Consider the following 26,988-nt stretch of genomic DNA (forward strand, 5'->3'; position numbering starts at 1 on the left):
CCAGGGTTTGCAGCGCGAGATGCTGGGCATCGCGTGGGCGGATCACAGCCCAGGTGCTGCCGGCTCTTTGGGTGCTCACGGTTCCGGAATGCTCACGGCTTCGCGGCAGGCGCGAGTCTAGTCCGGCAAGTGTCCAGCAGCAATGTCTCCAGGGCCTGAATTTGGACCGCCGCGCGGTTACTTAGCTGTTCCATGCGGTCCGGGTCGATGCGCTTGTCTTCACGTGACAGCACCTGGAGTGTCTTCCAGAGCAGCAGTTTTCCGGTGACGGCTGAGATCAGCGACTCAAGCTCGAGTTGCCCTTTGGCTCCCTCGATGGAATGCAGCGGGTTGAGCGGATCGAGGGCGGCAACCTGCGCCCCGGCCCAGGCAACGGGCTTCTTGTAGGCAGGCATGCTCGAATGAAGTTGTTCGCAGATTTCTTCCAGCGCCCGTTTGTCTTCACTCACCTCGGCTGCGAGCCTGCCGACTTCGCCGGCATGGGACGTGTCCCGCCAGGACTTGGCGGCCTGCTCGAAGAGACGCTCCCCCGCGCTGGCGGCGGTCAGATGGCTGTGCAAGTATGCGGACAAGGAATGGCTGGCAGCTGTATCTTCGGAATCGGCGCTCTTCTTCATCGCAATTTCCCCTCTGTGATCGGACTGATGGTCGTCTGCGGACCGGCTGTGTCCCCGGCATGGTCGGGGGATTTGCTGCGGGGTGTGCCGTCGAAGCTGCGGATCCGGTCCACCACCGCAGTGGTGGACTGTTCAGGAACGTAGTCCAGGATCGCCACCCGGCCGCCATAGCGCTCCACGACGGAGGTTTCTGCCAGCATTTCGGGGCTGTAGTCGCCGCCCTTTGCGTAGATCTCCGGACGGATCCTCTTGAGCAGGGGAATGGGCGTGGGAGTGTCGAAAACTGTGACATAGTCCACGCAGCTAAGGGCGGCAATCACAGCGGCACGGTCTGTGATGGTGTTAATGGGCCGTCCGGGCCCTTTCAACCGGCTGACGGATTCGTCGCTGTTCAGAGCCACCACCAGGACATCGCCCAACTGTTTGGCTTGATTGAGGTAACGGGTGTGGCCGCGGTGCAGGACGTCGAAGCACCCGTTGGTGAGAACCACGCGGCGTCCCTCCTCACGGTGCCGGCGCACTTGCCGGGCGAGCTCGTCGGCGTCGAGGGCGGCACCGGTGAACCCCTCAAGGTGACGGCTGAGATCCTCAGTACTGCACACCGAAGTTCCCGGACGGTGCACCGCAACGTCGGCGGCGGCCTGGGCAAGATCAACGCTGGTGGTCAGCGGCAGTGACGCCGCCCGGGCAACTGTCAGCGCGGCAACGAAAGTGTCGCCTGCGCCGGATGCTTGCGCCTCCTGGACGGGACGTGCCCAGGTCCGGTGGACTTCCCCGGATTTGGGCAACAGAACCGTCCCTTCGCGGTCCAGCGTCACAACGACCGCCTCCGCGCCGGCCGCTTCCAGCAGCTCGTTGCGGTGATCGACGACGGCGGCCGCCCGCTCGGGTCCGGCGGTGAGCTTAACGCCGAGCATGGCGGCAGCTTCCAAGGCGTTCGGGGTGGCCAGGTCCGGTTTCAGTCCGGCCCAGGCGCGTGGCTGATGCGCGTCCACGACCAGCAGAAGATCCGAGCGTCCCGGCAGCACGTCAAACAGAGCGCTCCGTACCGCTCCGCTGAGCGCCCCGGCTCCGTAGTCACACAGGACCACTGCGTCCTGGTCTTGCAGCAATTGAGGGATACATTGTGCCAATCGGCTCAAGGAGTCCGCCGGGGTCTCACCTGCGACTTCGTCGAGCCGGAGCAGAATTTGGCCGCCGCTGCTGATCCGGATTTTGGTGGTTGTGGTCAGACCGGCCACCTGGTCCACGTAGGTGGCGTCCACGCCACTGTCCCTTAATTGGCGGAGCAGCTCGGCCGAGGCATCATCGCGCCCCGTTAGCCCTGCCAGTCGTACCTTGGCCCCGAGGGCGGTCAGGTTCACGGCGGTGTTGGCGGCGCCGCCCGGAGAGAATTTCCGCTGGCCGACTTCCACGACCGGGGCCGGCGCCTCACGACAGAGCCGGTCAATGGATCCCGACCACCAGCCGTCGAGCATCACATCGCCGATGACGGTGATGGAAGGCTCAGCCGCCGCCAGCCGTCGGGGCAGCCAGCCGGTCAGGCCGCGCTGGTCCGAGAGGCCGCCCCGACGCTCGTCGCCATCCTGCGGGCGCGGGCGGGTCACGGCTTCACCCCGCAGTGTCTGATCTGCACGATCGCTGGCATGTTGTTCCTTTCCGGCGGCCCTGTGGTTTGAATGCAGACTGCCCCGTCACGGTCCGGGCGGGAGATCACTCCTACGTAGACCCATACCCTCGTGCCGGGGCATCTACACCCTGCAGCCACGGACAGTTTCACGTTCCCGAACATCCAGTGCCGGTCCGCGGAAACCGGACCATTGCTTGCGGGGCGAAATGTAGCCAAACGTTGCGTCCGGGATTTATGGTGGCCCCACACATGTGCACCGGACGGACAGGACAGGACGGGTGGTGGCGGACCTCAGGGTGGAATTCGGTGGAGCTGACATAGCAGGCTGGGGCGTCGGGCCGGTGCTGGAAAAATTTCCGAAGGTCTCGCGGATCGCGGTCCTGCGGGGCGGCGGGCTGGGTGATCTGCTGTTTGCCCTGCCGGCAGTGTCGGCGCTCGTCGCGGCGTACCCCGGGGCAAGTGTCACGATGCTGGGGACCCCCGTCCACACTGAACTGCTGGGCGGCACCCTGGGGCCGGTCAGAGACGTCCGGGTGCTGCCCATAGTGGAAGGCTTGAGGCCCGGCAGGGAAGACCCCGCAGCGATCGACGCCTTCCTGGCCTCCATGCGGGACGAGGAGTTCGATCTCGCGGTTCAGCTCCATGGCGGCGGCCGCTACTCCAATCCGTTCCTCCTGCGCTTGGGGGCCCGCCACACCGTGGGAACGCGGACGGCCGACGCTGCGCCACTGGAGCGTAGCGTCCCCTACGCCTATTACCAGCACGAGCCGCTTCGGGGGCTGGAGGTGGCGGGACTGGCCGGCGCTCCCCCGGTTGACCTGGAAGCCAGGCTGCGGCCACAGGACCAGCACCTGTCCAAGGTCAAGGAATTCCTTGATCGCCTCCGCGACAGCCCGGCAACCCCTCTTGTGGCTGTCCATCCCGGCGCCATGGATCCCCGCCGGCGCTGGCCGGCGGAGAGGTTCGGCGAGGTGGCGGCGGCCTGCGCCGCCGATGGCTGCCGTGTGGTGGTAGTGGGCACCGCGGACGAACGGCAACTCGCTGACGGGGTCGTGACGGCGGCCGGCTCAGACCGGGTCATCTCACTGGCCGGCACACTCAGCCTGGGCGCCTTGGCGGCGTTGTTGGACAGCTGTGCTGTGTTGCTGGGCAATGACAGCGGCCCCCGTCATCTGGCCCAGGCCCTGGGGACGCCGACGGTGGGCTTGTACTGGGTTGGCAACCTGATCAACGCAGGGCCGCTGGGCCGGAGCCTGCACCGCATCCATCTGTCATGGGTGACGCGGTGCCCGCAATGCGGCGCCGACCTCACCCAGGTGGGATGGACGGCGCCGCGCTGCGAGCATGATACCTCCCTCCTGGCGGGAATCAGTCCGGCGGATGTTTACGCGGACGTGCGGTTGTTCACGGCCAGGACTCCTCTTGCGCATGGCAGATGAGCAACTCGCGGACTTCACAACCCGGAGGCTGGCAAAGTGCAAACATCACGGCCTGCGCCACCCTGGCCGGATCGTTCAGGCGCGAACCGTCCTGGGGCTTGTACTTCTCGGCCCGGTCGTCGAAGAACCGGGTATTCATCCCGCCCGGGATCAGCGTGGTCACGCCGATCTCTGCACCCGTCTCCGCGGCAAGCGCCTGGCTGAATCCGATGACGCCGAACTTGGACGCGCAGTATGCCGAAGCCTCCGGCAGCGCCCGCAACCCCAACGTCGAGGCCACCGTGACAACCCGGCCGCGGGAGGATTTCAGGTACGGCAGGGCCGCCCGCACCACCGAGACTGTACCGAGGAGATTGACGAAGATGACCTGTTCCCAGTCGTCTGCCGGGACGTCCTCAAGCTTTCCGCACCGGTCAATTCCTGCCGCTGTCACCACCGCGTCCAATCCTCCCAGGGCCTCCGCGGCCTGCGCAATGGCGGCCGTCACCGCTGCCCGGTCAGCAACATCGACTTCGAGGGCCTTCGCCGCGGACACGTTCCGGACATCGCGGTCGAGGACGAACGGCGTCCCGCCGGCGTCGAGCACGGCGTTGACGACGGCGGCACCAAGTCCTGATCCCCCTCCGCTCACCACGACCCTGCCGGGCGTGGATGGGGCAGGTGGGCTAAACCTTTTCATGGTGTTCCTTTCATTGGCGGCCAATACCTGGCCGGGTTGGATTCACGGGAATTGGATTCAGATGATCTGACCATTTGCCGCTGGGTCAGCCCACCCGGGCGAGCGCCGCGGCGAGCAGGGTCGTGGAGCGGGCAGGGTGGAAGGGAACGCTAAGGCAACGGCCTCCCCAGCTCTCCACCAAGGCGGACTCGGGCAGTTGTTCTGCGTCGTAGTCACCGCCCTTCACCCAAATGTCCGGGCGCAGCCGTTCAAGGCACCGTTCCGGGGTGTCCTCGTCGAACACCACTACGGCGTCGACGCTTTCGAGGGAAAGCAGCAGCTCGGACCTGTCCTGTTCGCCCATGATGGGACGGCTTGCCCCCTTGATGCGGCGGGCCGAGGCATCTGAGTTCAGGCAGACGACGAGGCAGTCGCCCAGGGCTCTGGCTGCTGCGAGGGTGCGGGCGTGTCCGGCGTGCAGGAGATCGAAGCACCCGCCGGTCGCAACCACGGTTCCACCGTTTTGCCGCACCCTGCGGATCCAGTCCAGCGCGTCAGTTTCCTGTACCGGGAAGGGAAGTGGCGGAGGCGCCGACGGCAGGGCGGCAACGCCGCCTGTAGCCAGGAATGACGAGGCCTCGCGGACCGCTCGGCGGCAGGAATCTTCGAGCCCCCCTCCGGCCATAAGGTGGACCGCCAGACTGGCCGCGAGCTTGTCGCCCGCACCGCAAGCATCAGCCACAGCGGTCCGCGGCGCCGGGAGCTGAACAGGCGCGGGTGACGACTCCCGTACGAGGGTCGCTCCCTGTCCGCCCTGCGTGACGAGGACGGCCCTGCTGCGCCAATGCCGCAACAGCTTGCCCGCGAGTTCACCGGTCCCCGCCATCGAGTCCGTCCCTGCCTCCGGGAACGGAGCCGCCGACTCCCTGGCCCTCAGGGCGGCCGCGATGTTGGAGGCCTCGGAGTGGTTTGGTGTCACGACGGCGACCCCTGGAACAGGATCGGCTCCGGCCGGGTGCGGGTCCCAGATGACGGGGATGTCCCGGGCGAGGCGTTCGAGTGCAGTGCGCAGGGCACGGTTCGACGTCAGGCCGCGGCCGTAGTCCGCCACGACCACGGCCCCGGCTCCCTCCAGTGCCTGGAGCATGTCTGGCGTCACTTCCGGCAGGGGCCGGCACTGGCAACCTTCGTCAAACCGGGCCACCGGGTGCCCTCCTGCCCGAAGGCGGGTCTTGACCGGGGTCGGCGCTCCTGACGGGCCGGCGACCACGGTGATGCCGCCCAGCTGTTCCAGGAGCCGATGGCCTGGTTCGTCCCGGCCGAGTGCGGTCACGAGGCACACCTGGTGGCCGTCATTGCTCAGCATCCGGGCCACGAGCCCGGCACCCCCGGCTCTCGCTCTGACGGCCGCGACGTCCACGACGGGCACCGGCCCGTCCGGGCAGAGCCGGGTCGCCGAACCGTCAAGGTCAACGTCGAGCAGCACGTCACCCACCACCGCGATCGTCATCGCCTGCCCCGTTGCTGCTGGTCGTGCCGGTCCAGTCGATGGATCTCGGCGTCGAACGCCCGACACATTGCGTGCAAGGCGATCAGATGGCACTCCTGGACGTTGGCTGCGGGCCCGTCGATGGCAATCGCTTCATCGCAACTGAGCGACAGGGGGTTCGGCCCCCGGCCGGTCATAGCCCACGTCGTGACGCCCACCCGGGCGGCAGCCTCGGCCGCGCGGAGGAGGTTGGGGCTTTTTCCGCTTGTGGACAGCAGCATCAGGATGTCCCGGCGGCGGCCGTGCGCCCGCACTTGCCGGGCGTACAGCTCCTCGAAGCCGTAATCATTGGCGATGGCTGTCACCGCGGAGGTCTCGGCGTGCAGCGAAATGGCGGAGAACGGCGCCCTTTCGGCGTCGAAACGTCCCACCAGCTCGGCCGTGAGATGCTGGGCCTCCGCCGCGGAACCGCCGTTCCCGGCGGCAAGCAGGCGGTTTCCGCCCAGCAGCCGCCGGGCAAGTTCCTCGCCCCAGGCAGCCAGTGTCGGGGACTGGCTCAGCAACGATTCCAGGGACGGCAACACACATCCCAGGTGCGCCTGGACTGCTGCGACCGAGTCAGGACGAGTCTTGGTGTCCGCGCTTTCGCCACCATGAACCGCTGACGACACCAGGCCGGCCCACGGGACCGATCGGGATGTGATTTGTGCCTGCGTAAGCGGCGGCTCGATAGTCACAGCACTGCTCCTTCCGCGGCGTGCACTTGGCCGGCGGCGCCCAGCCGCCGGGCCGTAGCGTTTCCGGTGAGGGTCTGCAAATAGGCCTTCTCAGTCTCGGCCGCCACCCGGTCCCAGCTGTAGCGGGCCCGTGCGCGCTGCTGGCCTGCGCGGCCCAGCTCCTCCCGCAGCCCCTTATCGGACAGCAGCCGGGCGAGCGCAGCAGCGGTGGCCCCGGGGTCCAAAGGCGGAACGTGCAGGCCAGTGCCGCCGTCCACTACGGTGTCCCTGAGGCCGCCCACGGCCGAGGCGACCACCGGGACGCCGCAAGCCATGGCTTCGAGGGGCACGATGCCGAACGGTTCGTACCACGGCGTACACGCGACGGCGTCTGCGCTGCGGAAGATCTCCGGCATGGCCTCCCGGGGCACTTGTCCACGGAAGATGACGTGCTCCCGGACACCGAGTTCCGCAGCGATGACCAGCAGGCGGCGGGCTTCGGCGTCTGACTCGGTTGCTGTGGCATCGCCTCCGCCGCCAACGATCAGGAGTTCGACGTCGGAAAATCCGGCGTCCATCAGCAGCGGCAGTGCCCGGATGACCACGTCGACGCCCTTTCGAGGCACAAGACGTCCGACAGACAGGATTCGGTGGGTCCTGTTGCGTTTGTCGGCGGGTCCGGAACCGGTAAAGAGATCCAGATCGACCCCGCATGGGGCTATCGAGATCTTCTCCGGAGGAATCCCCATCGCCTTGAGCTCGAAGGCTTCGTCGGAGCACGTGGCGATGATCCGGTCCGCACCTTGGCCGACAGACGGCTCCAGCCATTGCCTCTCAAGGGGGCTGGTGTCCGCTCGGCCCTGATGGCGGCGTTTGACTGTGCCGAGGGCGTGGAAGGTCTGGAGCACCGGGAGGTGGGCGCTGCCGCCCGGCTTGCGCCGCGCCGCGTCAAGTGCCGCCACGCCGGACATCCAGAAGTGCCCGTGCACCAGATCAGGGGGCCGTTGCTCCCAATCGCGTGCCAATCCGTTCGCCAGTTCCCCCATGAAGGGAAGGAGTTCGTCCTTGGGTACCGGCATCGATGGGCCGGCCTGGACGTGGACCACTTCCAGCCGCGGGGAGATCCGGACCCTGCCCGGCAGGTCCGCTGAGTCCCGCCTGGTGTACACCGTGACGTCGTGGCCGCGCCTCGCCAGTGCGGCCGACAGGGCCGCCACGTGGACGTTCTGCCCACCTGCATCAACTCCGCCGAGGGCGGCCAGGGGGCTGGCGTGCTCGGAAACCATTGAAACTTTCACTGGTTCTTCCCTTCTTGAGTTGGACTAAGGAGCCGGCCGGTGCGGAAGCGCGGGTCGGTCACATCCCCCAGCAGGACATCCCAGGCAGCGAGGAAGGCCTGGAGGCCATACCGGTCCAGGGCCACCTCGCGGGCAATGTCACCACGCCGTCTTGCTTCCTGCGGGTCCTCGATGAGCACCCTCGTGGTGCGCACGAGTTCGTCGACGTCGGTGGAGATCGCTCCCGCTTCCGGCGGCAGTGCGCGTATCGCCTCTGTGGTCGCCAGCGCTACTGCGGGCATGCCGAGGTGCATGGCCTCGAGAAGTGCCAGGCCTAGAGAGGTCCAGCGGAAGGGGTGGAGGTAGACACGGCAACGGGACATTTCCCGGTGCAGCTCGGGCGTGGGCAGATCTCCGCAGATTGTGAGCCTTTGGGGCGGCAACGCGACAGCGGCCCGCAACCCGTTGGCGCCCATGCCAAATATCCGCAACGGCGCCGCCGCAGTAAACCGGTCCAGGAGGTCTGAGCCGGTCACCCGCCACCGCCGGACGGGCTCGTTGATGACGGCTGCCAGCTCGGGAATCTCCCCGGTGTAGGTATGCCCTGGATCAGGGATGCCGTGCTCAATCACCAGCGTGGGCGCGGCGCCGTTATCCCAGAACAGTTCATTGAAATGCGTGACGTGGACTATGGGGATGAACTGCTGGTCTGCCAGCGGATGCACCGAATTCGGCACGTTCCCCTTGGGGGTGTTGTGCTCTACATAGGCTGCCGGCAGGTCTTTCCCGGGCCGACGGCCCAAGACGCGGGTCACCTCGCCCAGTTCCTCCGGCCGTTGCAGCACCACAGCATCCACACTGTCGGCATCAAGGTCGACGAGCCGGACTTCGCGGACAGAGGTCGGCCAGGGCCGGCCTGCCCGGCCCATACCCCATGGCCCCCGTTCGGGCAGGACCGGCAGGAGATACTGATGGGCACCGCGGACGAACGCGTCCGTCCAGGATCCATGTACGTGCCAGAGCAGTATTCTCATGGGTGACGCACCTTTCGGCGGGTGGATAGCGAGGACACGCCGCCGATCAGTCGTTCCACTGCATCCACGAGCTGTTCGGGAGCCACAGTCGACAGGCAAGGATGGCCCGGGACCGGGCACTCCGTGGCACGGCTGAGTTTGCAAGGTGCGTTCTGGTCGCCGAGGATCTCCAGGGGCGCGCCGTAGGGGGCCCATCGGATCGCGGGCACCACGGGCGAGAACAGGCATGCCACCGGTGTACCCAGAGCGGCGGCGAGGTGAGCGGGCCCTGTGTTTCCGGTAACCAGGGCTTCGGCTCCGGCAAGCACACCGGCTAGGGCCCTCAGGTCCGTGCGGCCGCCCAGGTCCAAGGCGGATGGGCCGGCGACTGTTGCCGTGAGGCCCGTTTCTCCGGGCCCTCCTGTCACCACTACCCGGTGTCCTGCCCCTTCGAGCAGTTCCACGGCCGCGGCGTGATGCAACGGGGGCCACGCCCGTGCGGGGGCGGACGCCCCGGGGTGGACCACGACATAGGGCTCCTCCCCCACCAGATCCCGGACATCGGGATAATCCTGCACCCGGAGCTTCCCGGAATCTCCGCGGGGCAAGGTAAAGCCGGCTGCCTGGGCGATGCCGAGCGCACGTTCGGCTTCAGGCTGGTCTTCGGGAAAATCCTCACCGGGCCTGAGTCGAACGTCCATCAGAGTGCCGGCATAATCCACTGAAGCTCCCGTGATCCGTCCGACTCCGGCAAGCCGCAGCAACAAGGCCAGCGGCAAGGGAGACTGATGGAAGGAAGTCAAAATGACGGCCTCGGTGACCCTGGAGTCCCTCACGAACGATGTCAGGGTTTCCAGATGGGGCCCAGCGACTCGTGGAGCAGGCTTCACGATCCACGGGCAACTCCAGCTGTAGACCTCGGACACGCCAGGCAGGAGGGACGCAGCTGGTTCACCTTGGGGGCCACATAACAGGATGACATCGTTCGGCGCCCCGCCATCCGGATGCCGCCCGTTCGCGACTGCACGGATCGCTGGCCCCGCCAGCAGGACATCGCCGACCCCGTCCAGCCGAGCCACCAGGACGCTGCTCACGAGGCGGCCCGTCCGGATGGTGCCTTCATCAAAAGGCACAACGCGGAACGAAGATCCACAGCGACCTCTGGAGCAGCGTCAACTTCCGCCGGTCGTGTCAGGGGCGTGGGGACCATGACGCCGCGGGCACCCGCCGCGCGGGCCGCCTCAACGTCAGCTCCAATGTCGCCAATGTACGCGGCCTCGGCGGTAGTGATTCCCAACCGGCGGCACGCCCCGCAAATCATGAAGGGTGCCGGCTTCCGGCAGTTGCAGCCGTCCTCGGGCCGGTGCGGGCACAGTTCCCAGACATCGAACCGTCCCAGGAGCTGCTCAACCCGAAGATTGACCGCCGCAACCTGCTCCGTGGTCAGGATCCCGCGGCCTATCCCCGATTGGTTGCTCACGACGCCTACGGCAATTCCCATGGACCGAAGGGTTTGCAGCACGTCCCTGGCGTGAGGCATCGGTTCCACCAAATTGGGATCGCCATTGTATGGCACGTCACGGATCAGGGTGCCGTCCCGATCGAAGAGTACGGCCCTCAGCGGTGGTCGGGCAAAAGGTCCCATAAGTGCCTTGTTCCCCGATATCAGTCCAGCTAAACGCCCGGCGGGTCCATCTCCGGACTAAAATCCGAAATCAGGCGAACTCGGAAGGGCGGCCACGATGGGCGGATTTCGAGAAGATGGACGGCCGGTACTGCTGGTCCTACGGGCGCTGCAGCTCGGCGATCTGCTGGTTGCCGTCCCGGCTCTGCACGCCCTGGGCCGCGCGTACCCCAACCACCGCCGGCTGTACGCGGCACCGAGCTGGCTCGGCGAGGCGGTAGAGCTGGTCGGGGGTTTTGAACTGTTGACGGCGGAAGGGCTAAATGAGCCACTGGCACTGAAACCCGGGAGCGTGGACGTTGCGGTAAACCTCCACGGCCGCGGCCCCGAGAGCCAATCCCGGATTGAAGCGCTCCTGGCCACCCGGGTGATCGCCCACGACGCGGGCGCCGGTGCTGGTTCCGGGCCGGCTTGGGTGGAGGGCATCCACCAGCGCGAACGCTGGACGCGGCTACTGCAATGGCATGGAATCGACGCTGACGCCGAGGATCTGCGCCTGGCCGCCCCGGCCGTCGCGACGCCGCAGCCGGGGGCCACAGTGGTCCATGTGGGCGCTGCCTACGGCAGCCGGTTGTGGCCTGCCGGACGGTTCGCCGAGGTTGCTGGACTCCTGCGGGACGCCGGGCACAGCGTGCTCTTCACAGGCAGCGCCGCGGAGCGGGGCCGCGCCTCGGAAGTTGCCAGCGGGGCCGGGTTCCGGGCCGATGCCGTCCTTGCAGGCCGCCAACCGCTGGGGGAATTCGCGGCTCTGATTGCCGGGGCCCGCCTGGTCATCTCGGCTGACACGGGTGCGGCCCACCTCGCGTCGGCCTACGGGCGGCCCTCCGTTGTGCTCTTCGGGCCAGCCACGCCGGCGGAATGGGGCCCCCCGCCGGGGCCGCACATCACCTTGACCAAAGCCGAACTGCGCCGCGGCGACCCCTTTGCCGGGGACCCGGATCCTGCGCTTTTGGGTGTCTCTGTTCACGATGTGCTCGAAGCGGTCCGTGGGCTGGGGTTGCTCTGAGATTCCGTTTCCGTGAGCCGCCGCTGCAGTTGCACGAGCACCCGTGAGAGCCGGCGCGAAATTTGCATCTGCGACACTCCAAATCTCCTGCCCAACTCCGTTTGGCTTTCCCCGCAAAAATAGCGCCGGTACAAGAGCGCCCTCTCCGGGGCGGAGAGCTCGGCGATGACCCGGGTCAGGCACATCACCTCCTCAAGCCGCTCAAATCCCGGCTCCTGCACCGCCGGCTCTTCCGCGGCCGGCGGTGCGTCACCGCGGCCGTCGGAACTATCGAGCGAATCGGGGCGCATGCTGGAAACAGCTGCCGCTGCCTCCAGGACGGACTCGACCGTTACACCAAGTTCCCGCGCCAGCTCCGCAGGAGTGGGGGTGCGGCCGAGGTTCTGCGCCAGGGCCGGCTCAGTGCGCAGGAGTTCGGCACGGAGGAGCTGTATGCGCCGCGGGGGCCGGACGACCCAGCAGCGGTCGCGCAGATAGCGTTTCAATTCCCCGGTGATGGTTGGGGCGGCAAAACCGGGGAAGGTGGTGCCTCTGGATTCGTCGAACGCCCTAGCCGCCTTGACGAGTCCCAGATAGGCCACCTGGATCAGGTCTTCCCGCTCGTGGCCCCGGCCGGCGAAGCGTGCCGCCAGGGACTCAGCGAGATCCAAGTAATCAAGGACAAGCCGGTTCTCGAAAGCCTGGCGGATCTGCCCGTGCGGGGCCGGAATTTTCCTGGAGTCAGCCATGTCAGTGGTCCCTTTGAACATGGATTCTGGTCTAGCCCGTGGCAGGACTTAGAAGCAGGAAAACATAAGTCTACTTATAATTCAATGCCCCTTCCTTCTCGAGTCCCTCCTCGGAACCCCCGAGGCGCGAAACACCGCCGTGCGATGCCAGGATGGGACTCTTCGGAAAACTCTGGACTGCTGCTAAGCATGCTGATAAATCTGGTTCTCGGGCCGATGTTTCAACAACGGGACCCGCACTTCAATGGCCGCGTGGTCTCGCCAACAGCCGGGGCGGCCGGATGTGCCGGGTCCGGCAACTGCAGGGGTACCGCTCCTAACGTGCGGGGCAGCTGAACAGGAGGATGAGAGTGGTTGACCGGATTGCCGAGATTTGGGGCACACGAACCCCCTATCCGAAGGACGGCCTGTGGCCGGTGCGGGTGGACCAGGCTCTGGATGCGACCGTCACCGAGGGCGACGTGGACCGGTGGGTTCAATCAGCGTGCGTGCTGTGCAGCAACGGCTGCGCGTGCGACATCGCCGTAAAAGACGGCGCCATGGTCGGGATCCGCGGCCGCGCAGGGGATCTGGTCAACCATGGCCGGCTTGGGCCCAAGGGCCTCTTTGCAAGCTGGCAGGGGATGTCCGGGAAAGACCGGCTCACGCGGCCTTTGATCCGCGAGAACGGCCGGTTCATCGAATGCGACTGGGATACCGCGATGGACCGGATCACCCAGCGAAGCCGGCAGCTGCTGGGGGAACGGGGACCCCTCAGCCATGGTTTCTACACCAGCGGCCAGCTGTTCCTCGAGGAGTACTACGCCCTTGCCGTCCTCGGCAAGGCCGGGATTGGCACTCCCCACATGGACGGCAATACCCGCCTCTGCACGGCGACGGCGGCTGCAGCGTTGAAGGAGTCTTTCGGGGCGGATGGCCAGCCCGGAACCTATGCGGACATCGACAGTTGCGACGCGATCTTCCTTTACGGGCACAACATGGCCGAAACGCAGACCGTGCTGTGGTCGCGTGTGCTTGACCGCATTGCGGGACCGGACCGGCCCAGGCTCGTCTGCGTCGACCCCCGCGACACCGAGGTTGCCAAGTATGCGGACGTTCATCTGGCTGTCCGGCCCGGTACCAATCTCGCCCTGATGAACGCGCTGGTCCGTGAAGTCCTGGCCAACGGCTGGGCCGACCAGGAGTACGTGCGGGCGCATACTCTCGGCCTGGACGAACTCAGGGCCGCGGTCGAGCCATGGACGGCTGAAGCGGCCGCAGCGGTCTGCGATGTGGACGCCGCCGGCATCAGGGAAGCGGCGAGGATCTTCGGCACCTCATCGCGGGTGCTCTCCACTGTCCTTCAGGGTTTCTACCAGTCCGCCCAAGCCACCGCGGCGTCGTGCCAGGTCAACAACCTCCACCTGCTGCGGGGGCTGCTGGGCCGGCCAGGGTGCGGGATTCTGCAGATGAACGGCCAGCCAACGGCGCAGAACAACCGCGAATGCGGGGCAGACGGCGATCTCCCCGGCTTCCGGAACTGGGAAAACCCGAACCACATCGCGGAACTCGCGGCGCTGTGGGACGTGGACCCCCTGACCATCCCGCACTGGGCTCCCCCGACCCATGCGATGCAGATCTTCCGCTACGCCGAACAGGGCTCGATCGAATTCCTCTGGATTTCGGCAACCAACCCAGCCGTGTCCATGCCCGAACTCCCTAGAATCCGGAACATCCTGGCCAACCCCGGGCTGTTCCTCGTGGTCCAGGATCTGTACCTGACAGAGACGGCGCAGCTCGCGGACGTCGTGCTTCCCGCCGCCGGGTGGGGCGAAAAGACCGGTACCTTCACGAACGCCAACCGGACAATCCACCTCTCGGACAAGGCCGTGGAGCCGCCCGGGGAGGCACGCAGCGACCTGGACATTTTCCTCGATTACGCCCGCCGCATGGGCTTCACCACGTTACGCGGGGAACCCCTGTTGCCGTGGGCGGGCCCTGAGGAGGCCTTTGAGGCGTGGAAGGAATGTTCCCGCGGCCGGCCCTGCGACTATACCGGCATCACCTATGACAGGCTCCGCGGCGGCAGCGGCATCCCGTGGCCGTGCAACACCGGCAATCCGGAGGGCAGGGAACGGCTCTACGAGGATGGCATCTTCCCCACCGACCCTGACTACTGCGAAAGCTACGGTCACGATCTCCTCACCGGCGCCACCGCCGGGCCGGAAGCATTCCGAGCCCAGGCGCCGGGCGGCCGCGCCATCCTGAAAGCGGCGGACTACCGTCCCCCGCATGAGGAGCCCGACGGCCGCTACCCGTTCCGGTATACGACCGGCCGGACCGCCTACCACTTCCACACGAGGACCAAAACCGGAAGATCCCGGGTACTGACAAGCGCGGCCCCCACCGCGTGGGTGGAAATCAGCCCGGACGACGCCGGCCGGCTGGGAATCCGGGAAGGCGACCTCGTCAAGGTGACGTCGCGGCGGGGCCGGATCGAGGTCCCTGCCCGCGTCAGCGACATCCGAAACGGCACCGTCTTCGCACCGTTTCACTACGGTTATTGGGACCAGGACGGTGCCCCCGGAGAACACCCGACGGCTGCCAATGAACTCACGATCACGGAGTGGGATCCTGTGTCCAAACAGCCCGTCTTCAAGAATGCCGCCGTGAGTGTCGAGAAGATCAGTGACGCCACCGGGCCCGCCCCGGCACCCACCACGACGGCATCGCGCCCGGCTGCTGCCGCTGGGCCACGATCCATACGGCCGACCGCTGGAGGCAAAGACGCCGAAGCCACTGAACGGGTCGGCGCCTCTCCGCCCCGTTTTCCCGATGCGGTCCGGCGCGGCCCGCAGGGAGGAACGCCATGAACCTGAAAATCTATTTGGGTATGCTCCGTAAGGCCGAACTGACCCTCGCGGAGTCTTTCCGCCAAGTGGCAGACGGCCACGCCGCCGAGCCCGACGTGCACTTCCTGTGCCATACGCTGGCAACGCAGTGTGAGGAGCACAGCCGGCTGCTGCTCCCCGTCGTTCAGCGCTACGGCGAGGACCGCTCAGATAACGAGCCCGAACGGATCCATGCCGAAGGGCTGTCCGCAACGCGGCAGGGTCCGGTGGGCCTGCTGCGCGACCTCCAGGACCTCTATCTCCTGGCGAGCCTCGTCGATGTCACCTGGGCCATGGTCAAACAGGCCGGCTCGGCGCTCCGCGACCGGGAACTCCTTGACGTCGTGTCCCGCTGCGACGGCGAAACAGCCGTCCAGCTGCGCTGGTTGCAGACCCGGATGAAGCAGGCAGCCCCGCAGGCGCTCGTTGTAGCGCGCTAAAACCTGGCATCCAACGCCTGAACGGCCGCCCGGGCAGCACAGTCTGGAATTCTCAGTCCGTGCTGCCCGGCGGGTGTCCTGCGTGTCTTACCTGGACGCCGCGGCCGTCAGTTCGCCCCGGCGCCGACGCCTGCCTCGACGGCCGGGCCGGCTGTGGAGCCGGCGAGCCGGAGCCAGGTGTCCACCACGGTGTCGGGGTTCAAGGAGACCGAATCGATGCCTTCCTCGACCAGCCACTCGGCGAAGTCCGCATGGTCGCTCGGACCCTGGCCGCAGATGCCGACATATTTGCCGCGCGCCTTGCAGGCCGCGATGGCCATGCTCAGGAGCTTCTTGACGGCCGGATCGCGTTCATCGAAGCCGCCCGAGACAATCGCGGAGTCCCGGTCCAGGCCCAGGGCCAGCTGGGTCATATCGTTGGAGCCGATGGAGAACCCGTCGAAGTAGTCCAGGAACTCGTCGGCGAGCAGCGCGTTGGATGGGATCTCGCACATCATGATCACCTCGAGGCCGTTCTCGCCGCGGGTGAGGCCGTTCTCCCCCAGCAGTTCAATAACGCCGCGGGCCTCATCCAGGGTCCGCACGAACGGGATCATCAGCTTGACGTTGGTCAGGCCCATTTCGTTGCGGACAAAGGACAGGGCCTCACACTCGAGGTCGAAGCAGTCCCGGAAGGACGGCTCGAGGTAGCGTGAGGCGCCGCGGAAGCCGATCATCGGGTTCTCTTCGTGCGGCTCGTAGGCGGGTCCGCCGATCAGGTTGGCGTACTCGTTGGACTTGAAGTCGGACATGCGCACAATCACGGGTTCCGGCGCGAACGCCGCCGCGATGGTGGACACGCCCTCGGCCAGGCGCTTGATGTAGTAGTCGCGCGGGGACTCGTACGCGGCGATGCGCTCACGGATTTCCGCGGCGACGTCCGCCGGCTGCTCGTCGAGGTTCAGCAGTGCCTTGGGGTGGATGCCGATCTGGCGGTTGATGATGAATTCGAGCCGGGCCAGGCCCACTCCGTGGTTGGGCAGTTGCGCGAACGTGAAAGCCTGCTCCGGGGTGCCGACGTTCATCATGACCTTGACGGGGGCCTCGGGCAGCTGGGTAATCTCGGTTTCCTCGACGCTGAAGTCCAGGAGCCCTTCGTAGATCACGCCGGTTTCACCGTCGGCGCAGGACACGGTCACGTCGAGGCCGTCGGAGAGGGCATCGGTGGCGTCCCCGGTGCCGACGACGGCGGGAATCCCAAGTTCCCGGGCAATGATGGCCGCGTGGCACGTGCGCCCGCCGCGGTTGGTCACGATGGCGGAGGCACGCTTCATGATCGGTTCCCAGTCCGGGTCGGTCATGTCGGCGACGAGGACATCACCGGTTTTGAAGGCGGCCATCTGGTCGATCGCGGTGAGGATGCGGACGCTGCCGGCGCCGATGCGCTGGCCAATGGCGCGGCCCTCGACCAGCACCCGGCCGGTCCCATTGAGGCGGAAACGGCTCAGGCTGCCGGAGGCCCGGCGGGACTGCACGGTCTCCGGGCGCGCCTGCAGGATGTACAGGCCGCCGTCGATCCCGTCTTTGCCCCATTCGATGTCCATGGGGCGGCCGTAGTGGTTCTCGATGGCGACGGCGTGCCGGGCGAGCTGCTCGACGTCGTCGTCAGTGAGGCTGAAGCGGTTCCGCAGGGACGCCTCGACCGGCACGAAGTCGATGGTGCGGCCGATTTCGCGGCTGCTCGTGTAGGTCATCTGCAGGGCTTTCTCGCCCAGTCCGCGCTTGAGGATGGCGGGCCGGCCGGCCTGCAGCGCGGGCTTGTACACGTAGAACTCGTCGGGGTTGACGGCGCCCTGGACGACCGCTTCGCCGAGGCCGTAGGAGGACGTGACGAACACGGCGTCCTGGAACCCGGACTCCGTGTCCATGGTGAACATGACGCCGGAGGCGCCGACATCGGAGCGCACCATGCGCTGGACGCCGGCCGAGAGCGCCACCTCGGCGTGCTCGAACTTGTGGTGCACCCGGTAGGCGATCGCCCGATCGTTGTAGAGGGACGCGAACACGTCCTTGATGGCGAGCAGGATGTTCTCGATGCCGCGGACGTTCAGGAAGGTTTCCTGCTGCCCGGCGAAGGAGGCATCGGGGAGGTCTTCCGCCGTGGCGCTGGAACGGACGGCCCAGGACAGGTCCTCAGAGCCGCCGTGCTTGTCCACCAGCTGCTGGTATGAGTTCCGGATCTGCGCTTCGAAGTCAGGCAGGAAGGGCGTCTCGCGCATGAGGGCCCGGATCTCCTGCCCGGCGGCTGCCAGGGCGGTGACGTCATCGGTGTCCAGGCCGACCAGCCGGTCGGCGATCTTCTGGTCAAGGCCCGAATCCGCCAGGAATTTGCGGTAGGCATCCGCGGTGGTGGCGAAGCCGTCGGGAACCTGGACGCCGGCGGAGGTCAGGTTCTGCACCATCTCACCGAGGGAGGCGTTCTTTCCGCCCACCCGGTCCAGGTCCTTGAGTCCGAGTTCTGAGAACCACAGGATGTCTGTCGTCATAGTTACTGCTCCTTTGCAGATGATGGCATGCAAGTGCGCCGCCCCGCTTGCGGCGATGGCCGGTTGATGGGCGCAAGTCCTGTCCACAGTGACAGGTCTCCAGCGCACTTTCCACATGACGTGCGCCACACTAAGTTTGTGAAACTTTTCCCTAATGCTTGAGGTTCATCCGCTGCAGGATGGTTGCCGCCATTTCCTCGACGGACACCGTGGCCGAATTCAGGTACGGAATCCTATGGGAGACGTACAGCTGCTCGGCGCTGCGCAGCTCGAAGCCGCACTGCCGCAGCGACGCGTAGGGTGAGCCCCGGCGCCGTTCGGTGCGGATCTGGCTCAGGCGCAAGGGGTTGGAGGAGAGCCCGAAACACTTCTCAACGAAGGGCCTCAGCGGCTTGGGGAGTCCTTCCCGTTCAAAGTCTTCGTCCACCAGCGGGAAGTTGGCGGCGAAAATGCCGTGCTGCAGGGCCAAGTACATGGTGGTGGGCGTTTTTCCGCAGCGGGACGGCGCCACCAGGATGACTTGGGCCTTTTCGAGCGCCCGCAGGCTTTGGCCGTCGTCGTGTTCCATGGCGTATTCGACGGCGGCCATCCGGGATTGATACCGCTCCGCATTGCCCAGGCCATGGGCCCTGCCGGGTTCGCCGCTGGCCGCGGAACCGAGGGCCTGCTCCAGCTGTCCGACATGTGTCCCGATGAGATCCACGATGATTCCCTGGCATGTACCCAGGACCTGGCGGATATCGCTGCTTACCGCGGTGGAAAAAACGATCGGTTGCAGGCCCGTGGCGGCCAGTTTGTCGATAGTGCCGACCACCGTCCTGGCCTGTTCGACCGTGGTGATGAAGGGGACCGTAATGCGGTCAAAGTGGTTTGCGGGGAACTGCGTCAGCAAGGTGTTGCCGAGCGTTTCCGCGGTGATGCCGGTGCTGTCCGAAAGGAAGTAGACAGGCCGAAGATCGTCTTTGGTCATGAACGCATTCTCCCCCACGCCGGGACCGGTCCGGTATCGGGCAGCCGGCGGGTCCCTACCCGGCCTCCGGTCCCGGACGTAGACTGCTCGCTTACAACGCCACCAGCTATCCGGGAGATCGACATGAACTATGCAGGGACCGGGAACGAGAAGGCCGTCGCGGCAAGTGACCTTAACCGGACACATGTCGGACTGACCGTGAGCTTCCAGCCGGACGAATTTACCGTGGTCTTCGGCCGGATTGGCGCCATTGCGCGCAAGGAGGGTGGTGTGACCATCGCGCTGGCAGGGGTGGACGGTACAGCTGGCCTGGCGTCCCACTACAGCCTGCCTCCCGCCCAACAGGTCTACATCCAGCCGGACATGCTCACCAATACGGAGACGACCATCAAGGATTTGTTCGGCAAGGTTCAGGAGAATCTGCGGAGCCACAAGGGAGATCAGCGGCCGGACACCGTGTAGGGCGTCACTGACCATTTACCGGCGTGGTGCGCCGCCGCCACACCGTTCTGCCTCCCTTGCGGTATCTGTGACATCGGGCACAATGTGCTTCATGGGGCGTTGGAGCGAGGAACGGGTGATCAGCGCCGCGCCCGACCCATCGTCACTGACGGCCGCCCGCAAGCTGGCACATCCCGGCCCCTGGTCCGACACGGGGAGCAACGACGTCCTGGTCTGGGGGAAATGCCAAGGCAGCGGAAAGACTCCCTACCAAGTGAGCATTGATGTTGCCGCTCCTGCCTATCGATGCTCCTGCCCGAGCCGGAAGTTCCCGTGCAAGCATGCCCTGGCGCTGCTGCTTATGTGGACGCGGGGCGAGGCGGCCGACGCCGCCGCGGAGACAGCCGCCTTCGCACAGGACTGGGCCTCCCAGCGGGCGGAGCGGACGGCCGTGCGCGAGCGGCGCCAGTCCGAGCCGATTGTGGATCCGGCGGCACAGGCCAAGCGACTGGCCGACCGGCTGGCATTGATGGATGCGGGGATTGACGACTTTGCCCGGTGGCTTACGGACCTGGTGCGGACCGGTCTGGCTTCGGCCCGCACCCAGCCGTATTCATGGTGGGACGGCGTGGCGGGGCGCCTTGTGGATGCCCAGCTTCCGGGGTTAGCTGCCCAGGTGCGGGCGATGGGATCAGATGTGCACGCCCGGACCGACTGGGGTGTTCATCTGCTTCTGCGGGCCGGGCGCTGGTGGGCGCTGACCAAGGCGTGGCGCAGACGGGACACCCTGACTCCCGACGAGCTCGCCGATCTCCGGGTGGCCGTCGGCTGGGCGGTGCCCACCGCCGAAGTTGAGGGCACCGAAGCGCTGCACGGTCCGTGGCTGGTGCTTGGCACTCACCGCAGCGACGACGGCCGGCTCCAGCAGCAGCGGACCTGGCTTCGCGCACCCGACGGAACGGTCATCGTGGTACTCGATTTTGCTGCCCACAGCGACGCTCCGGCGACGCCCCAGCTCGCGGGTGCGGTGCTGGATGTCACCGTCGCGCGGTATCCTGGCTCCGGACCCCGGCGGGCAATGTTCACCGGGCCCGTAGCCCCGCAAGGACTGGCGGCCAGCCTCGGCGAGGGTGGGAACATTGGGCAAGCGTTGGAAATTGAATCGGCGGCGGTGGCAGTCTCCCCGTGGTGTGAGCGTCACCCGGTCCTGTTGAGCGGGGTGCGCATCTGCCCTGGCAATTACGGCTGGCTCCGGGACGGATCCGGCAACGCACTCCCCCTGGTCGACGCGCCCCTGGATTCCCTGTTGGCCCTGACCGGCGGCCACCCTGTGGACCTGTTCGGCGAACTGGAGGAGGGCCGCTTCCGGCCTCTGTCCGCAGTCGTCGGTGGAGCGGTGGTAACCCCATGACTTGGCTGGCCGAGCTTCAAACGGCGGCACTCGTTGGCACCGCGCGCCACCCGGCCCCGTTTCCGCCTGTGGAATTGGGTGTCCGCCCGCCGGATGGCGTCTCCGGCGAGGAGTCACTGCTGGACCAAGCAGCCATGGCCGATGCAGTCACCCGCGCTGCCCGGCCTTCCACTTCTATGGACGCTCCAGATTTCCCTCGTCCGGCCCCACCGGACGATGCGCCCGAGGCCCCGGGCGAGGCCTGCCGCCTGCTGGACCTGCTGCTCACCCAGCCGCCCGTCGGGCTGGAACTCCGAAGCCTGCTGGTGGTCGATTGGCTGGTGCTTGCCGAGGCTTCCGGACGGCGTGTTCCGCACCGGCTGCTGCCCAGCCTGCTGATGTTGGCAGAGGCAAAATCCAGTGTGGCGGAGCATTTACATCCTGCGATCGGAACCCGGGGCCGCTGGCTTCAGGACCTAACGGCCGGGGGCGCCGATCCGCGTCCGGCGATGACGACCGACTGGGCAGAGTTGAACAGTGCTGACGCCACGACGGAACTGGAACGGCGTCGCCGTAGTAATCCGGCCGCCGCCCGCGAGCTGCTGGTCACGCATTGGGATACGCTCGGTGCCCGGGAGCGCGCCGCCCATCTGGCCACCCTGGCCGCGAACCTGCGGGCAGATGACGAGGAGTTGCTGGAGCGGGCCCTTGACGACACCGCAAAGAGCGTGCGGGAGGTAGCCGCCGCCCTACTGGACCGGCTCCCTGAGAGCGCCCGCGCGGTCCGCATGGCTGCCAGGCTGCGGCCGCTGCTTCGCTTCAAAGGATTGTTGCGCAAGCAATTCGAGATCGACCTCCCGCCTGAGCCGGACGCGGCAGGACTGCGCGACGGGATCGCGCCGGCCCCACGCAGTGGTGAACCCGACCGGCTGGGCCGGCTCGACGCCATCATCAGGGGTGCCCCCCTCGATGTTTGGACGACGGCGGCCGGCCGTACGCCAGCGGCGAGCGTGGCGCTGCTGAAGGGCGAACCCCGCGCCCTCGAAACGATCGTCACTACCGCTGCGCTGCGGGCCGACCTTGACTGGGTGCGTGCGCTGCTCGACGTCCGCACGGACCTGCGGCTGCTGAATTGCCTGCCCGCCGCCGAGCGCGAGGACACGCTCGTCCGGCACCTGCGCGGCGGCACGGCAAACCCCTGGACACTCGTTCAACCGCTGCGCGACATGCCAAGACCATGGGGACGCCCCCTGGCTGATGCCGTGCTTGAGCAGATCAACGCCAAGAACGGCGGCCAGCTGGCAACCATGCTGGCCGACACCCTCCCTGCGGCGCTGCCGCCCGAGGCCGCCGAACAAACCCGGCGGCTGCTTGAGCATCCAGACGCAGACGCCGCCCGGCGCCGCGTGCTTCGTGATGCCGTTCAATACCAATCATTTCGACAATCCCTGACGGAGGCTTTTCAATGAACGACGCCCCGACCGCCCCCGATGTCCTCCGCGCCCATGCCGAAAACGCCTACGCTGAGGAGCTCAGCGCGTTGACGGCTGTTGACGACCGGCACCGGCCGCCCAGTTGGCAGCTGTCTCCGTGGGCGGTGACCACCTATATCCTCGGCGGCACCCTGCCGAACGGCGTACAGATCACACCAAAATACCTGGGTTCCGCGCGGCTCGTCGAAATCGCCGTCGCATCGCTTGCCACAGACCGCGCGCTGCTGTTGCTTGGCTTGCCGGGCACCGCGAAAACCTGGCTGGGAGAGCACCTGGCCGCGGCCATTTCGGGAGCCTCTACCCTCGTGGTGCAGGGCACCGCAGGCACGCCGGAAGAGGCACTGCGGTACGGCTGGAACTATGCCCGGCTGCTCGCGGACGGCCCGTCCCGGGCGGCCCTGGTCCCGGGACCGGTGATGCGCGCGATGGAGGCAGGGAGCCTGGTACGGGTGGAGGAACTGACCAGGATCCCGTCCGATGTGCAGGACTCCCTGATCACGATCCTCAGCGAAAAGACCCTGCCGATCCCCGAACTCAATGCAGAGGTCCAGGCCCGCAAGGGCTTCAACATCATCGCGACGGCCAACAACCGGGACAAGGGCGTCAACGATCTGTCGTCGGCATTGCGCCGCCGCTTCAACACCGTGGTGCTGCCGCTCCCGGACAGCATCGAGCAGGAGATCGAGATCGTCACCACCCGCGTCCGCAGCCTGGGCACTGCCCTGGAGCTTCCGGCTGATCTGGGAGCTCTCTCCGAAGTCCGGCGGGTGGTCACCGTCATGCGGGAACTGCGCGCCGGAGTAACGCAGGACCAGCGCACAACAATCAAATCGCCCTCAGCGACCCTGTCGACGGCAGAGGCCATCTCGGTGATGACGAACGGGCTCTCCCTCGCCGCCCACTTCGGTGACGGCACCGTCCGGGCCCTGGATGTGGCGGCCAGCCTGGTGGGCGCAGTGGTCAAAGACCCCGTCCAGGACCGTGTGATCTGGCAGGAGTACCTGGAAACCGTCGTCCGGAACAGGCCGGAGTGGAAGGACCTGTACCGGGCCTGCCGCGACCTCGAATCATCGAACTGACCGATGACAGACGTCTACGTCCTGGGGATCCGGCATCACGGCCCCGGTTCGGCGCATTCCGTCGCCGAGGCGTTGGCATCCCTCCGGCCGGATCTGGTGCTGGTTGAAGGTCCCCCGGAACTTGACCAGGTGATTCCGCTGCTGTCCGATCCGCAGATGACGCCGCCCATCGCCGGGCTGATCTACGCAGCCGATGAGCCTCGGCTCGCTTCCTTTTACCCGATGGCGAGCTTCTCGCCGGAGTGGGTGGCGTTTGGCTGGGCGCTTTCCACCGGCACCCAGGTGCGGGCGATCGACCTGCCCGCGGCGCACACCTTCGCCCTCCGCATGGCTCCCGCGCCGGACGGGCCAATAACAGCCATCGACGACGGCGATCCCCCCGTGGATGGCGCCGAACCTCCTGCCCCGATGCAGCAGCCGTACCGCCCCGATGCGATTGGGATGCTGGCCGGCGCCGCCGGCTACACCGATCCGGAGCGGTGGTGGGAGGACGCCATCGAGCAACCGAATACAGACCCCGTCGAGCGGTTCGCGGCGTTGACCGAGGCCATTGCGGAGATCCGGGCGGCCGACGACAGGCCCAGCAGCCATCCCGACGTTATGGAGAACAACCGTCGGGAAGCGGCGATGCGCCGCCTGCTGCGTGCCGCCATTCGCGATGGGCATGGGCGGATCGCCGTGGTGTGTGGTGCGTACCATGCGCCTGCCCTAGTGCCCTCAGGCTTTCCCCCGGTCTCTGCCGACAACAAGGTGCTGGCCGGGCTGCCCAAGGCCAAGGTCGCGGTGACTTGGGTGCCATGGACCTCGGACCGGCTCAGCTTGCGCAGCGGCTATGGGGCCGGTGTCACTGCGCCCGGCTGGTACCAGCACCTCTTCACACACTGGATGGCGCAGGAGCCCGGCACGGACGTTTCCACTACCTGGCTCGTCCGGGTAGCCCATGCACTGCGCCGTGAACACCTCGACGCATCGACTGCCTCTGTAGTGGACGCCAGCCGAATGGCGAATGCCCTTGCCGCCGTCCGTGGACGGCCCAGCCCGGGACTGTCCGAACTGGACGACGCCGCGCAGGCAGTTTTGTGCGACGGTTCACCTCTGCCGCTGGCCCTGGTCCACCGTGAACTCACCGTTGGGCTCGAGCTGGGGAATGTACCGGAGTCTGCGCCCACAGTCCCCCTGGCCGCCGATCTGGCAGCCACTCAACGCAGGCTCCGGTGGAAACCGAGCGCCATGGAAGAGGTCCTTACCCTTGACCTGCGCAAGCCAAACCAGCTGGCCCGCTCGGTTCTGCTGCACCGGCTGGCGCTGCTTGGAGTGCATTGGGGCACACAGAGCGAATCCGGCCGGACGACGGGCACGTTCAAGGAGGTGTGGACACTGAACTGGGAGCCGGAGCTGACGGTGGCCGTGGTGGAGGCCAGCCGCTACGGCACCACGGTCGCCTCCGCTGCCGCGAACTGCGTGGCCGAACGCGCCCAGGACGCAGGCAGCCTGACGGCGCTCAGCGAACTGCTCGCAAGCTGCCTGCTCGCTGACCTGCCGGACGGCATCGGCGGCGTGGTGTCGGTGCTTGCCGAGCGCACCGCCTTGCAACAAGACGTCGCGCCGCTGCTGGAAACCATCGCCCCCCTTGCCCGGACCTGCCGGTACGGCAACGTGCGCGGCGTGAACGTCACGGGCGTACGGAAGATTCTTGACACGACGGTTGTGCGGGCGTGCGTGGGGCTGCCCACCGCCTGCGCCGGGCTGGACGACGAGGCCGCCGACGCCATGCGACGCGCCGTCGATTCGGCCCAACAGGGCCTCATTTTGCTGCCCGACCTGCCACCGGACGACTGGCACCGGGCGCTTGCCGCCGTCGCAGGCTCGGACGGCATCCACGGCTCGGTGGCAGGTCGGGCCACGAGGCTCCTTCTGGACGCAGGCCTGGTCGACGGGAACGACGTCGCGGCGACGCTGAGCCGGCGGCTCTCGATCGCCACTCCCTCACGGCAAGCCGCCGCTTGGCTGGACGGCCTCATCTCCGGAGACGCAACACTGCTGATTCATGATCGGCGGCTCCTGCAGATCGTGGACGACTGGGTCGCCGGGGTGGACGACGCCATCTTCGACGACGTCCTGCCGCTCCTGCGCAGGACATTTTCAGCATTCAGCCGGCCGGAGCGGCGCGAGATCGGAGAGCAAGTCAGCCGCATTGGCGACAAAGTGGGCATCGTCAGCCAGACCGACCTGGACCTGACCGCCGCGGGCCCCGCGGTCCGGACGATGGCCAGGTACCTCGGATGGGAGGCGATCGCGTGACCGACGCAGATACCGACGGCCGCGGCCGGCTGGGCCGCTGGCGCCTTGTGCTCGGCGGCCATGAGGCCGACGGCGTCACCACAGCGGAGGGACACAGCGTCGTCCTCTCCACCGCTGACGCCCGGCGCGACCGGGCCCTGGAGGACTTGTACGGAGCCGAAGAAAAGAAGGGCCGCGGGGGTCTGGGCGCGTCCAGCCCTCGCGTTGCCCGCTGGCTCGGCGACATCCGGGGCTATTTCCCGTCCACGGTGGTCCAGGTGATGCAGGCCGACGCCATGGACCGGCTCGGCCTTCGGCAATTGCTCCTCGAGCCGGAGATGCTGCGAACCGTGCAGCCCGACGTCGGGCTGGTGAGCACGCTCGTCGGCCTCGGCCGTGTCATCCCCGAGCAGTCACGCGAGACCGCCAGGACAGTCATCCGTCAGGTGACGAACGAGCTTGAGGACCGTCTGCGCTCCAAGACGATACAGGCGCTCTCCGGAGCATTGAACCGGGCGGCACGGACACGACGGCCCCGGCATCGGGACATTGACTGGAACAGAACTATCGCCGCAAATCTTAGGCACTACCAGCCCGCATACCGGACGATCGTGCCCGAGCGTCTGGTCGGGCACACCCGGCGCAGCACCGAGGTCCAGCGTGAAATCATCCTGTGTATCGACCAGTCCGGGTCGATGGCCGAGTCCGTGGTCTACTCCAGCGTGTTCGGGGCGGTGCTCAGCTCGCTGCGGTCGGTGCGGACCCGCCTGGTGGTCTTCGACACGGAGGTTGTCGACCTGACGGACGAGTTGGACGATCCGGTTGATGTGCTCTTTGGTGTGCAACTCGGCGGCGGCACGGACATCAACCGCGCCTTGGCATACTGCCAGGACCAGATCACCCGGCCCACCGAGACGATTCTGGTGCTCATCAGCGACCTCTACGAAGGCGGCATTGCCGAAGAGATGCTGCAACGGGCGGCCACGATCGTCGGGTCGGGGACGACCATGATCGCGCTCCTGGCGTTAAGTGACAGCGGTCATCCGTCGTTCGACTCAGACCATGCCAGGGCACTTGCCGGAATTGGCGTCCCGGCCTTCGCCTGCACGCCCGACCTGTTCCCGGATCTGATGGCCGCGGCCATTGAACGCCGGGACGTGGGCGAATGGGCAGCCGCCCAGGACATCCCGACGAGCCACGAGGGTTAGAGGGTCGACGGCTTGCCCGGCACGGTACCCGGTCC

22 protein-coding genes are annotated in these 26,988 nt (G+C 67.0%); 10 read left to right on the forward strand and 12 right to left on the reverse strand.

Annotated features, from left to right (window positions below):
- Nucleotides 1-92: 92 nt before the first annotated feature.
- Nucleotides 93-617 (reverse strand): hypothetical protein, encoded by a 525-nt coding sequence (locus tag AC1DZV_RS06540; RefSeq protein WP_476953280.1) that lies wholly within the window; start codon nt 615-617, stop codon nt 93-95.
- Complete coding sequence (rfaE2, locus tag AC1DZV_RS06545) at nt 614-2,224, reverse strand: D-glycero-beta-D-manno-heptose 1-phosphate adenylyltransferase (protein ID WP_476953281.1); 1,611 nt, start codon at nt 2,222-2,224, stop codon at nt 614-616. Before rfaE2 ends, AC1DZV_RS06540 begins: the two co-directional genes overlap by 4 nt.
- Nucleotides 2,225-2,528: 304 nt before the next feature.
- Between rfaE2 and AC1DZV_RS06550 the strand changes: the two genes are divergently transcribed.
- A complete protein-coding gene (locus AC1DZV_RS06550) occupies nt 2,529-3,686 on the forward strand; it encodes a glycosyltransferase family 9 protein (RefSeq protein WP_476953282.1) in 1,158 nt (385 codons plus the stop codon).
- Here the strand turns inward: AC1DZV_RS06550 and AC1DZV_RS06555 are convergent.
- The 7 genes from AC1DZV_RS06555 to AC1DZV_RS06585 all read right to left on the reverse strand — a co-directional run bounded on the left by AC1DZV_RS06555 (nt 3,652) and on the right by AC1DZV_RS06585 (nt 10,484).
- Nucleotides 3,652-4,365, reverse strand: coding sequence for an SDR family oxidoreductase (locus tag AC1DZV_RS06555; RefSeq protein ID WP_476950278.1), 714 nt, complete (start codon nt 4,363-4,365; stop codon nt 3,652-3,654). The two genes, AC1DZV_RS06550 and AC1DZV_RS06555, sit on opposite strands and share 35 nt — an antisense overlap.
- Before the next feature lie 85 nt (nt 4,366-4,450).
- Complete coding sequence (locus tag AC1DZV_RS06560; protein ID WP_476953283.1) at nt 4,451-5,854, reverse strand: PfkB family carbohydrate kinase; 1,404 nt, start codon at nt 5,852-5,854, stop codon at nt 4,451-4,453.
- Nucleotides 5,851-6,504 carry a D-sedoheptulose-7-phosphate isomerase gene (locus tag AC1DZV_RS06565; RefSeq protein ID WP_476953326.1) on the reverse strand — a complete coding sequence of 218 codons (654 nt, stop codon included), beginning with the start codon at nt 6,502-6,504 and terminating at the stop codon, nt 5,851-5,853. The genes AC1DZV_RS06560 and AC1DZV_RS06565 overlap by 4 nt, the downstream gene beginning before the upstream one ends.
- A 62-nt stretch (nt 6,505-6,566) precedes the next feature.
- Nucleotides 6,567-7,847 (reverse strand): glycosyltransferase, encoded by a 1,281-nt coding sequence (locus tag AC1DZV_RS06570; RefSeq protein WP_476953284.1) that lies wholly within the window; start codon nt 7,845-7,847, stop codon nt 6,567-6,569.
- Nucleotides 7,844-8,860: a glycosyltransferase gene (locus tag AC1DZV_RS06575; protein WP_476953285.1), complete on the reverse strand. Its 1,017-nt coding sequence runs from the start codon at nt 8,858-8,860 to the stop codon at nt 7,844-7,846. The genes AC1DZV_RS06570 and AC1DZV_RS06575 overlap by 4 nt, the downstream gene beginning before the upstream one ends.
- Entirely contained in the window at nt 8,857-9,933 is a 1,077-nt protein-coding gene (locus tag AC1DZV_RS06580) for a glycosyltransferase family 9 protein (protein WP_476950282.1), read from the reverse strand. The genes AC1DZV_RS06575 and AC1DZV_RS06580 overlap by 4 nt, the downstream gene beginning before the upstream one ends.
- Nucleotides 9,930-10,484, reverse strand: a complete 555-nt coding sequence (locus tag AC1DZV_RS06585) for a D-glycero-alpha-D-manno-heptose-1,7-bisphosphate 7-phosphatase (RefSeq protein WP_476953286.1) — start codon at nt 10,482-10,484, stop codon at nt 9,930-9,932. The genes AC1DZV_RS06580 and AC1DZV_RS06585 overlap by 4 nt, the downstream gene beginning before the upstream one ends.
- 97 nt (nt 10,485-10,581) lie before the next feature.
- On the opposite strand from AC1DZV_RS06585, the gene AC1DZV_RS06590 reads away from it, so the two are divergent.
- Nucleotides 10,582-11,529 carry a glycosyltransferase family 9 protein gene (locus AC1DZV_RS06590; protein WP_476953287.1) on the forward strand — a complete coding sequence of 316 codons (948 nt, stop codon included), beginning with the start codon at nt 10,582-10,584 and terminating at the stop codon, nt 11,527-11,529.
- On the opposite strand, the gene AC1DZV_RS06595 is transcribed toward AC1DZV_RS06590, so the two are convergent.
- Complete coding sequence (locus tag AC1DZV_RS06595; RefSeq protein WP_476953288.1) at nt 11,487-12,257, reverse strand: sigma-70 family RNA polymerase sigma factor; 771 nt, start codon at nt 12,255-12,257, stop codon at nt 11,487-11,489. The genes AC1DZV_RS06590 and AC1DZV_RS06595 overlap by 43 nt on opposite strands.
- Nucleotides 12,258-12,601: 344 nt before the next feature.
- Between AC1DZV_RS06595 and AC1DZV_RS06600 the strand changes: the two genes are divergently transcribed.
- Nucleotides 12,602-15,109 (forward strand): molybdopterin oxidoreductase family protein, encoded by a 2,508-nt coding sequence (locus AC1DZV_RS06600; protein WP_476950284.1) that lies wholly within the window; start codon nt 12,602-12,604, stop codon nt 15,107-15,109.
- On the forward strand, nt 15,106-15,567 hold the full coding sequence (locus AC1DZV_RS06605; RefSeq protein WP_476953289.1) for a hypothetical protein: 462 nt from the start codon (nt 15,106-15,108) through the stop codon (nt 15,565-15,567). The genes AC1DZV_RS06600 and AC1DZV_RS06605 overlap by 4 nt, the downstream gene beginning before the upstream one ends.
- Before the next feature lie 107 nt (nt 15,568-15,674).
- Here AC1DZV_RS06605 and ppsA read toward each other — a convergent pair whose 3' ends face one another.
- A complete protein-coding gene (gene ppsA, locus AC1DZV_RS06610; RefSeq protein WP_476950286.1) occupies nt 15,675-18,092 on the reverse strand; it encodes a phosphoenolpyruvate synthase in 2,418 nt (805 codons plus the stop codon).
- Between the two features lie 151 nt (nt 18,093-18,243).
- The gene (locus tag AC1DZV_RS06615) at nt 18,244-19,062 is read right to left on the reverse strand and encodes a pyruvate, water dikinase regulatory protein (protein WP_476950287.1); all 819 of its coding nucleotides are present in this window, start codon (nt 19,060-19,062) and stop codon (nt 18,244-18,246) included.
- Nucleotides 19,063-19,185: 123 nt separating this feature from the next.
- On the opposite strand from AC1DZV_RS06615, the gene AC1DZV_RS06620 reads away from it, so the two are divergent.
- The 6 genes from AC1DZV_RS06620 (at nt 19,186) to AC1DZV_RS06645 (ending at nt 26,953) form a co-directional block, all read left to right on the forward strand.
- On the forward strand, nt 19,186-19,524 hold the full coding sequence (locus AC1DZV_RS06620; protein WP_476950288.1) for a hypothetical protein: 339 nt from the start codon (nt 19,186-19,188) through the stop codon (nt 19,522-19,524).
- 91 nt (nt 19,525-19,615) lie between these two features.
- Nucleotides 19,616-20,914: an SWIM zinc finger family protein gene (locus AC1DZV_RS06625; RefSeq protein ID WP_476953290.1), complete on the forward strand. Its 1,299-nt coding sequence runs from the start codon at nt 19,616-19,618 to the stop codon at nt 20,912-20,914.
- Nucleotides 20,911-22,362 (forward strand): DUF5691 domain-containing protein, encoded by a 1,452-nt coding sequence (locus AC1DZV_RS06630; protein WP_476953291.1) that lies wholly within the window; start codon nt 20,911-20,913, stop codon nt 22,360-22,362. The genes AC1DZV_RS06625 and AC1DZV_RS06630 overlap by 4 nt, the downstream gene beginning before the upstream one ends.
- Entirely contained in the window at nt 22,359-23,465 is a 1,107-nt protein-coding gene (locus AC1DZV_RS06635) for an ATP-binding protein (protein ID WP_476953292.1), read from the forward strand. The genes AC1DZV_RS06630 and AC1DZV_RS06635 overlap by 4 nt, the downstream gene beginning before the upstream one ends.
- A gap of 3 nt (nt 23,466-23,468) precedes the next feature.
- Entirely contained in the window at nt 23,469-25,766 is a 2,298-nt protein-coding gene (locus AC1DZV_RS06640; protein WP_476953293.1) for a DUF5682 family protein, read from the forward strand.
- Complete coding sequence (locus tag AC1DZV_RS06645; RefSeq protein ID WP_476950293.1) at nt 25,763-26,953, forward strand: VWA domain-containing protein; 1,191 nt, start codon at nt 25,763-25,765, stop codon at nt 26,951-26,953. Before AC1DZV_RS06640 ends, AC1DZV_RS06645 begins: the two co-directional genes overlap by 4 nt.
- Nucleotides 26,954-26,988 lie beyond the last annotated feature (35 nt).

The sequence above is a fragment of the Arthrobacter sp. P1_D12 genome, from assembly GCF_056406175.1.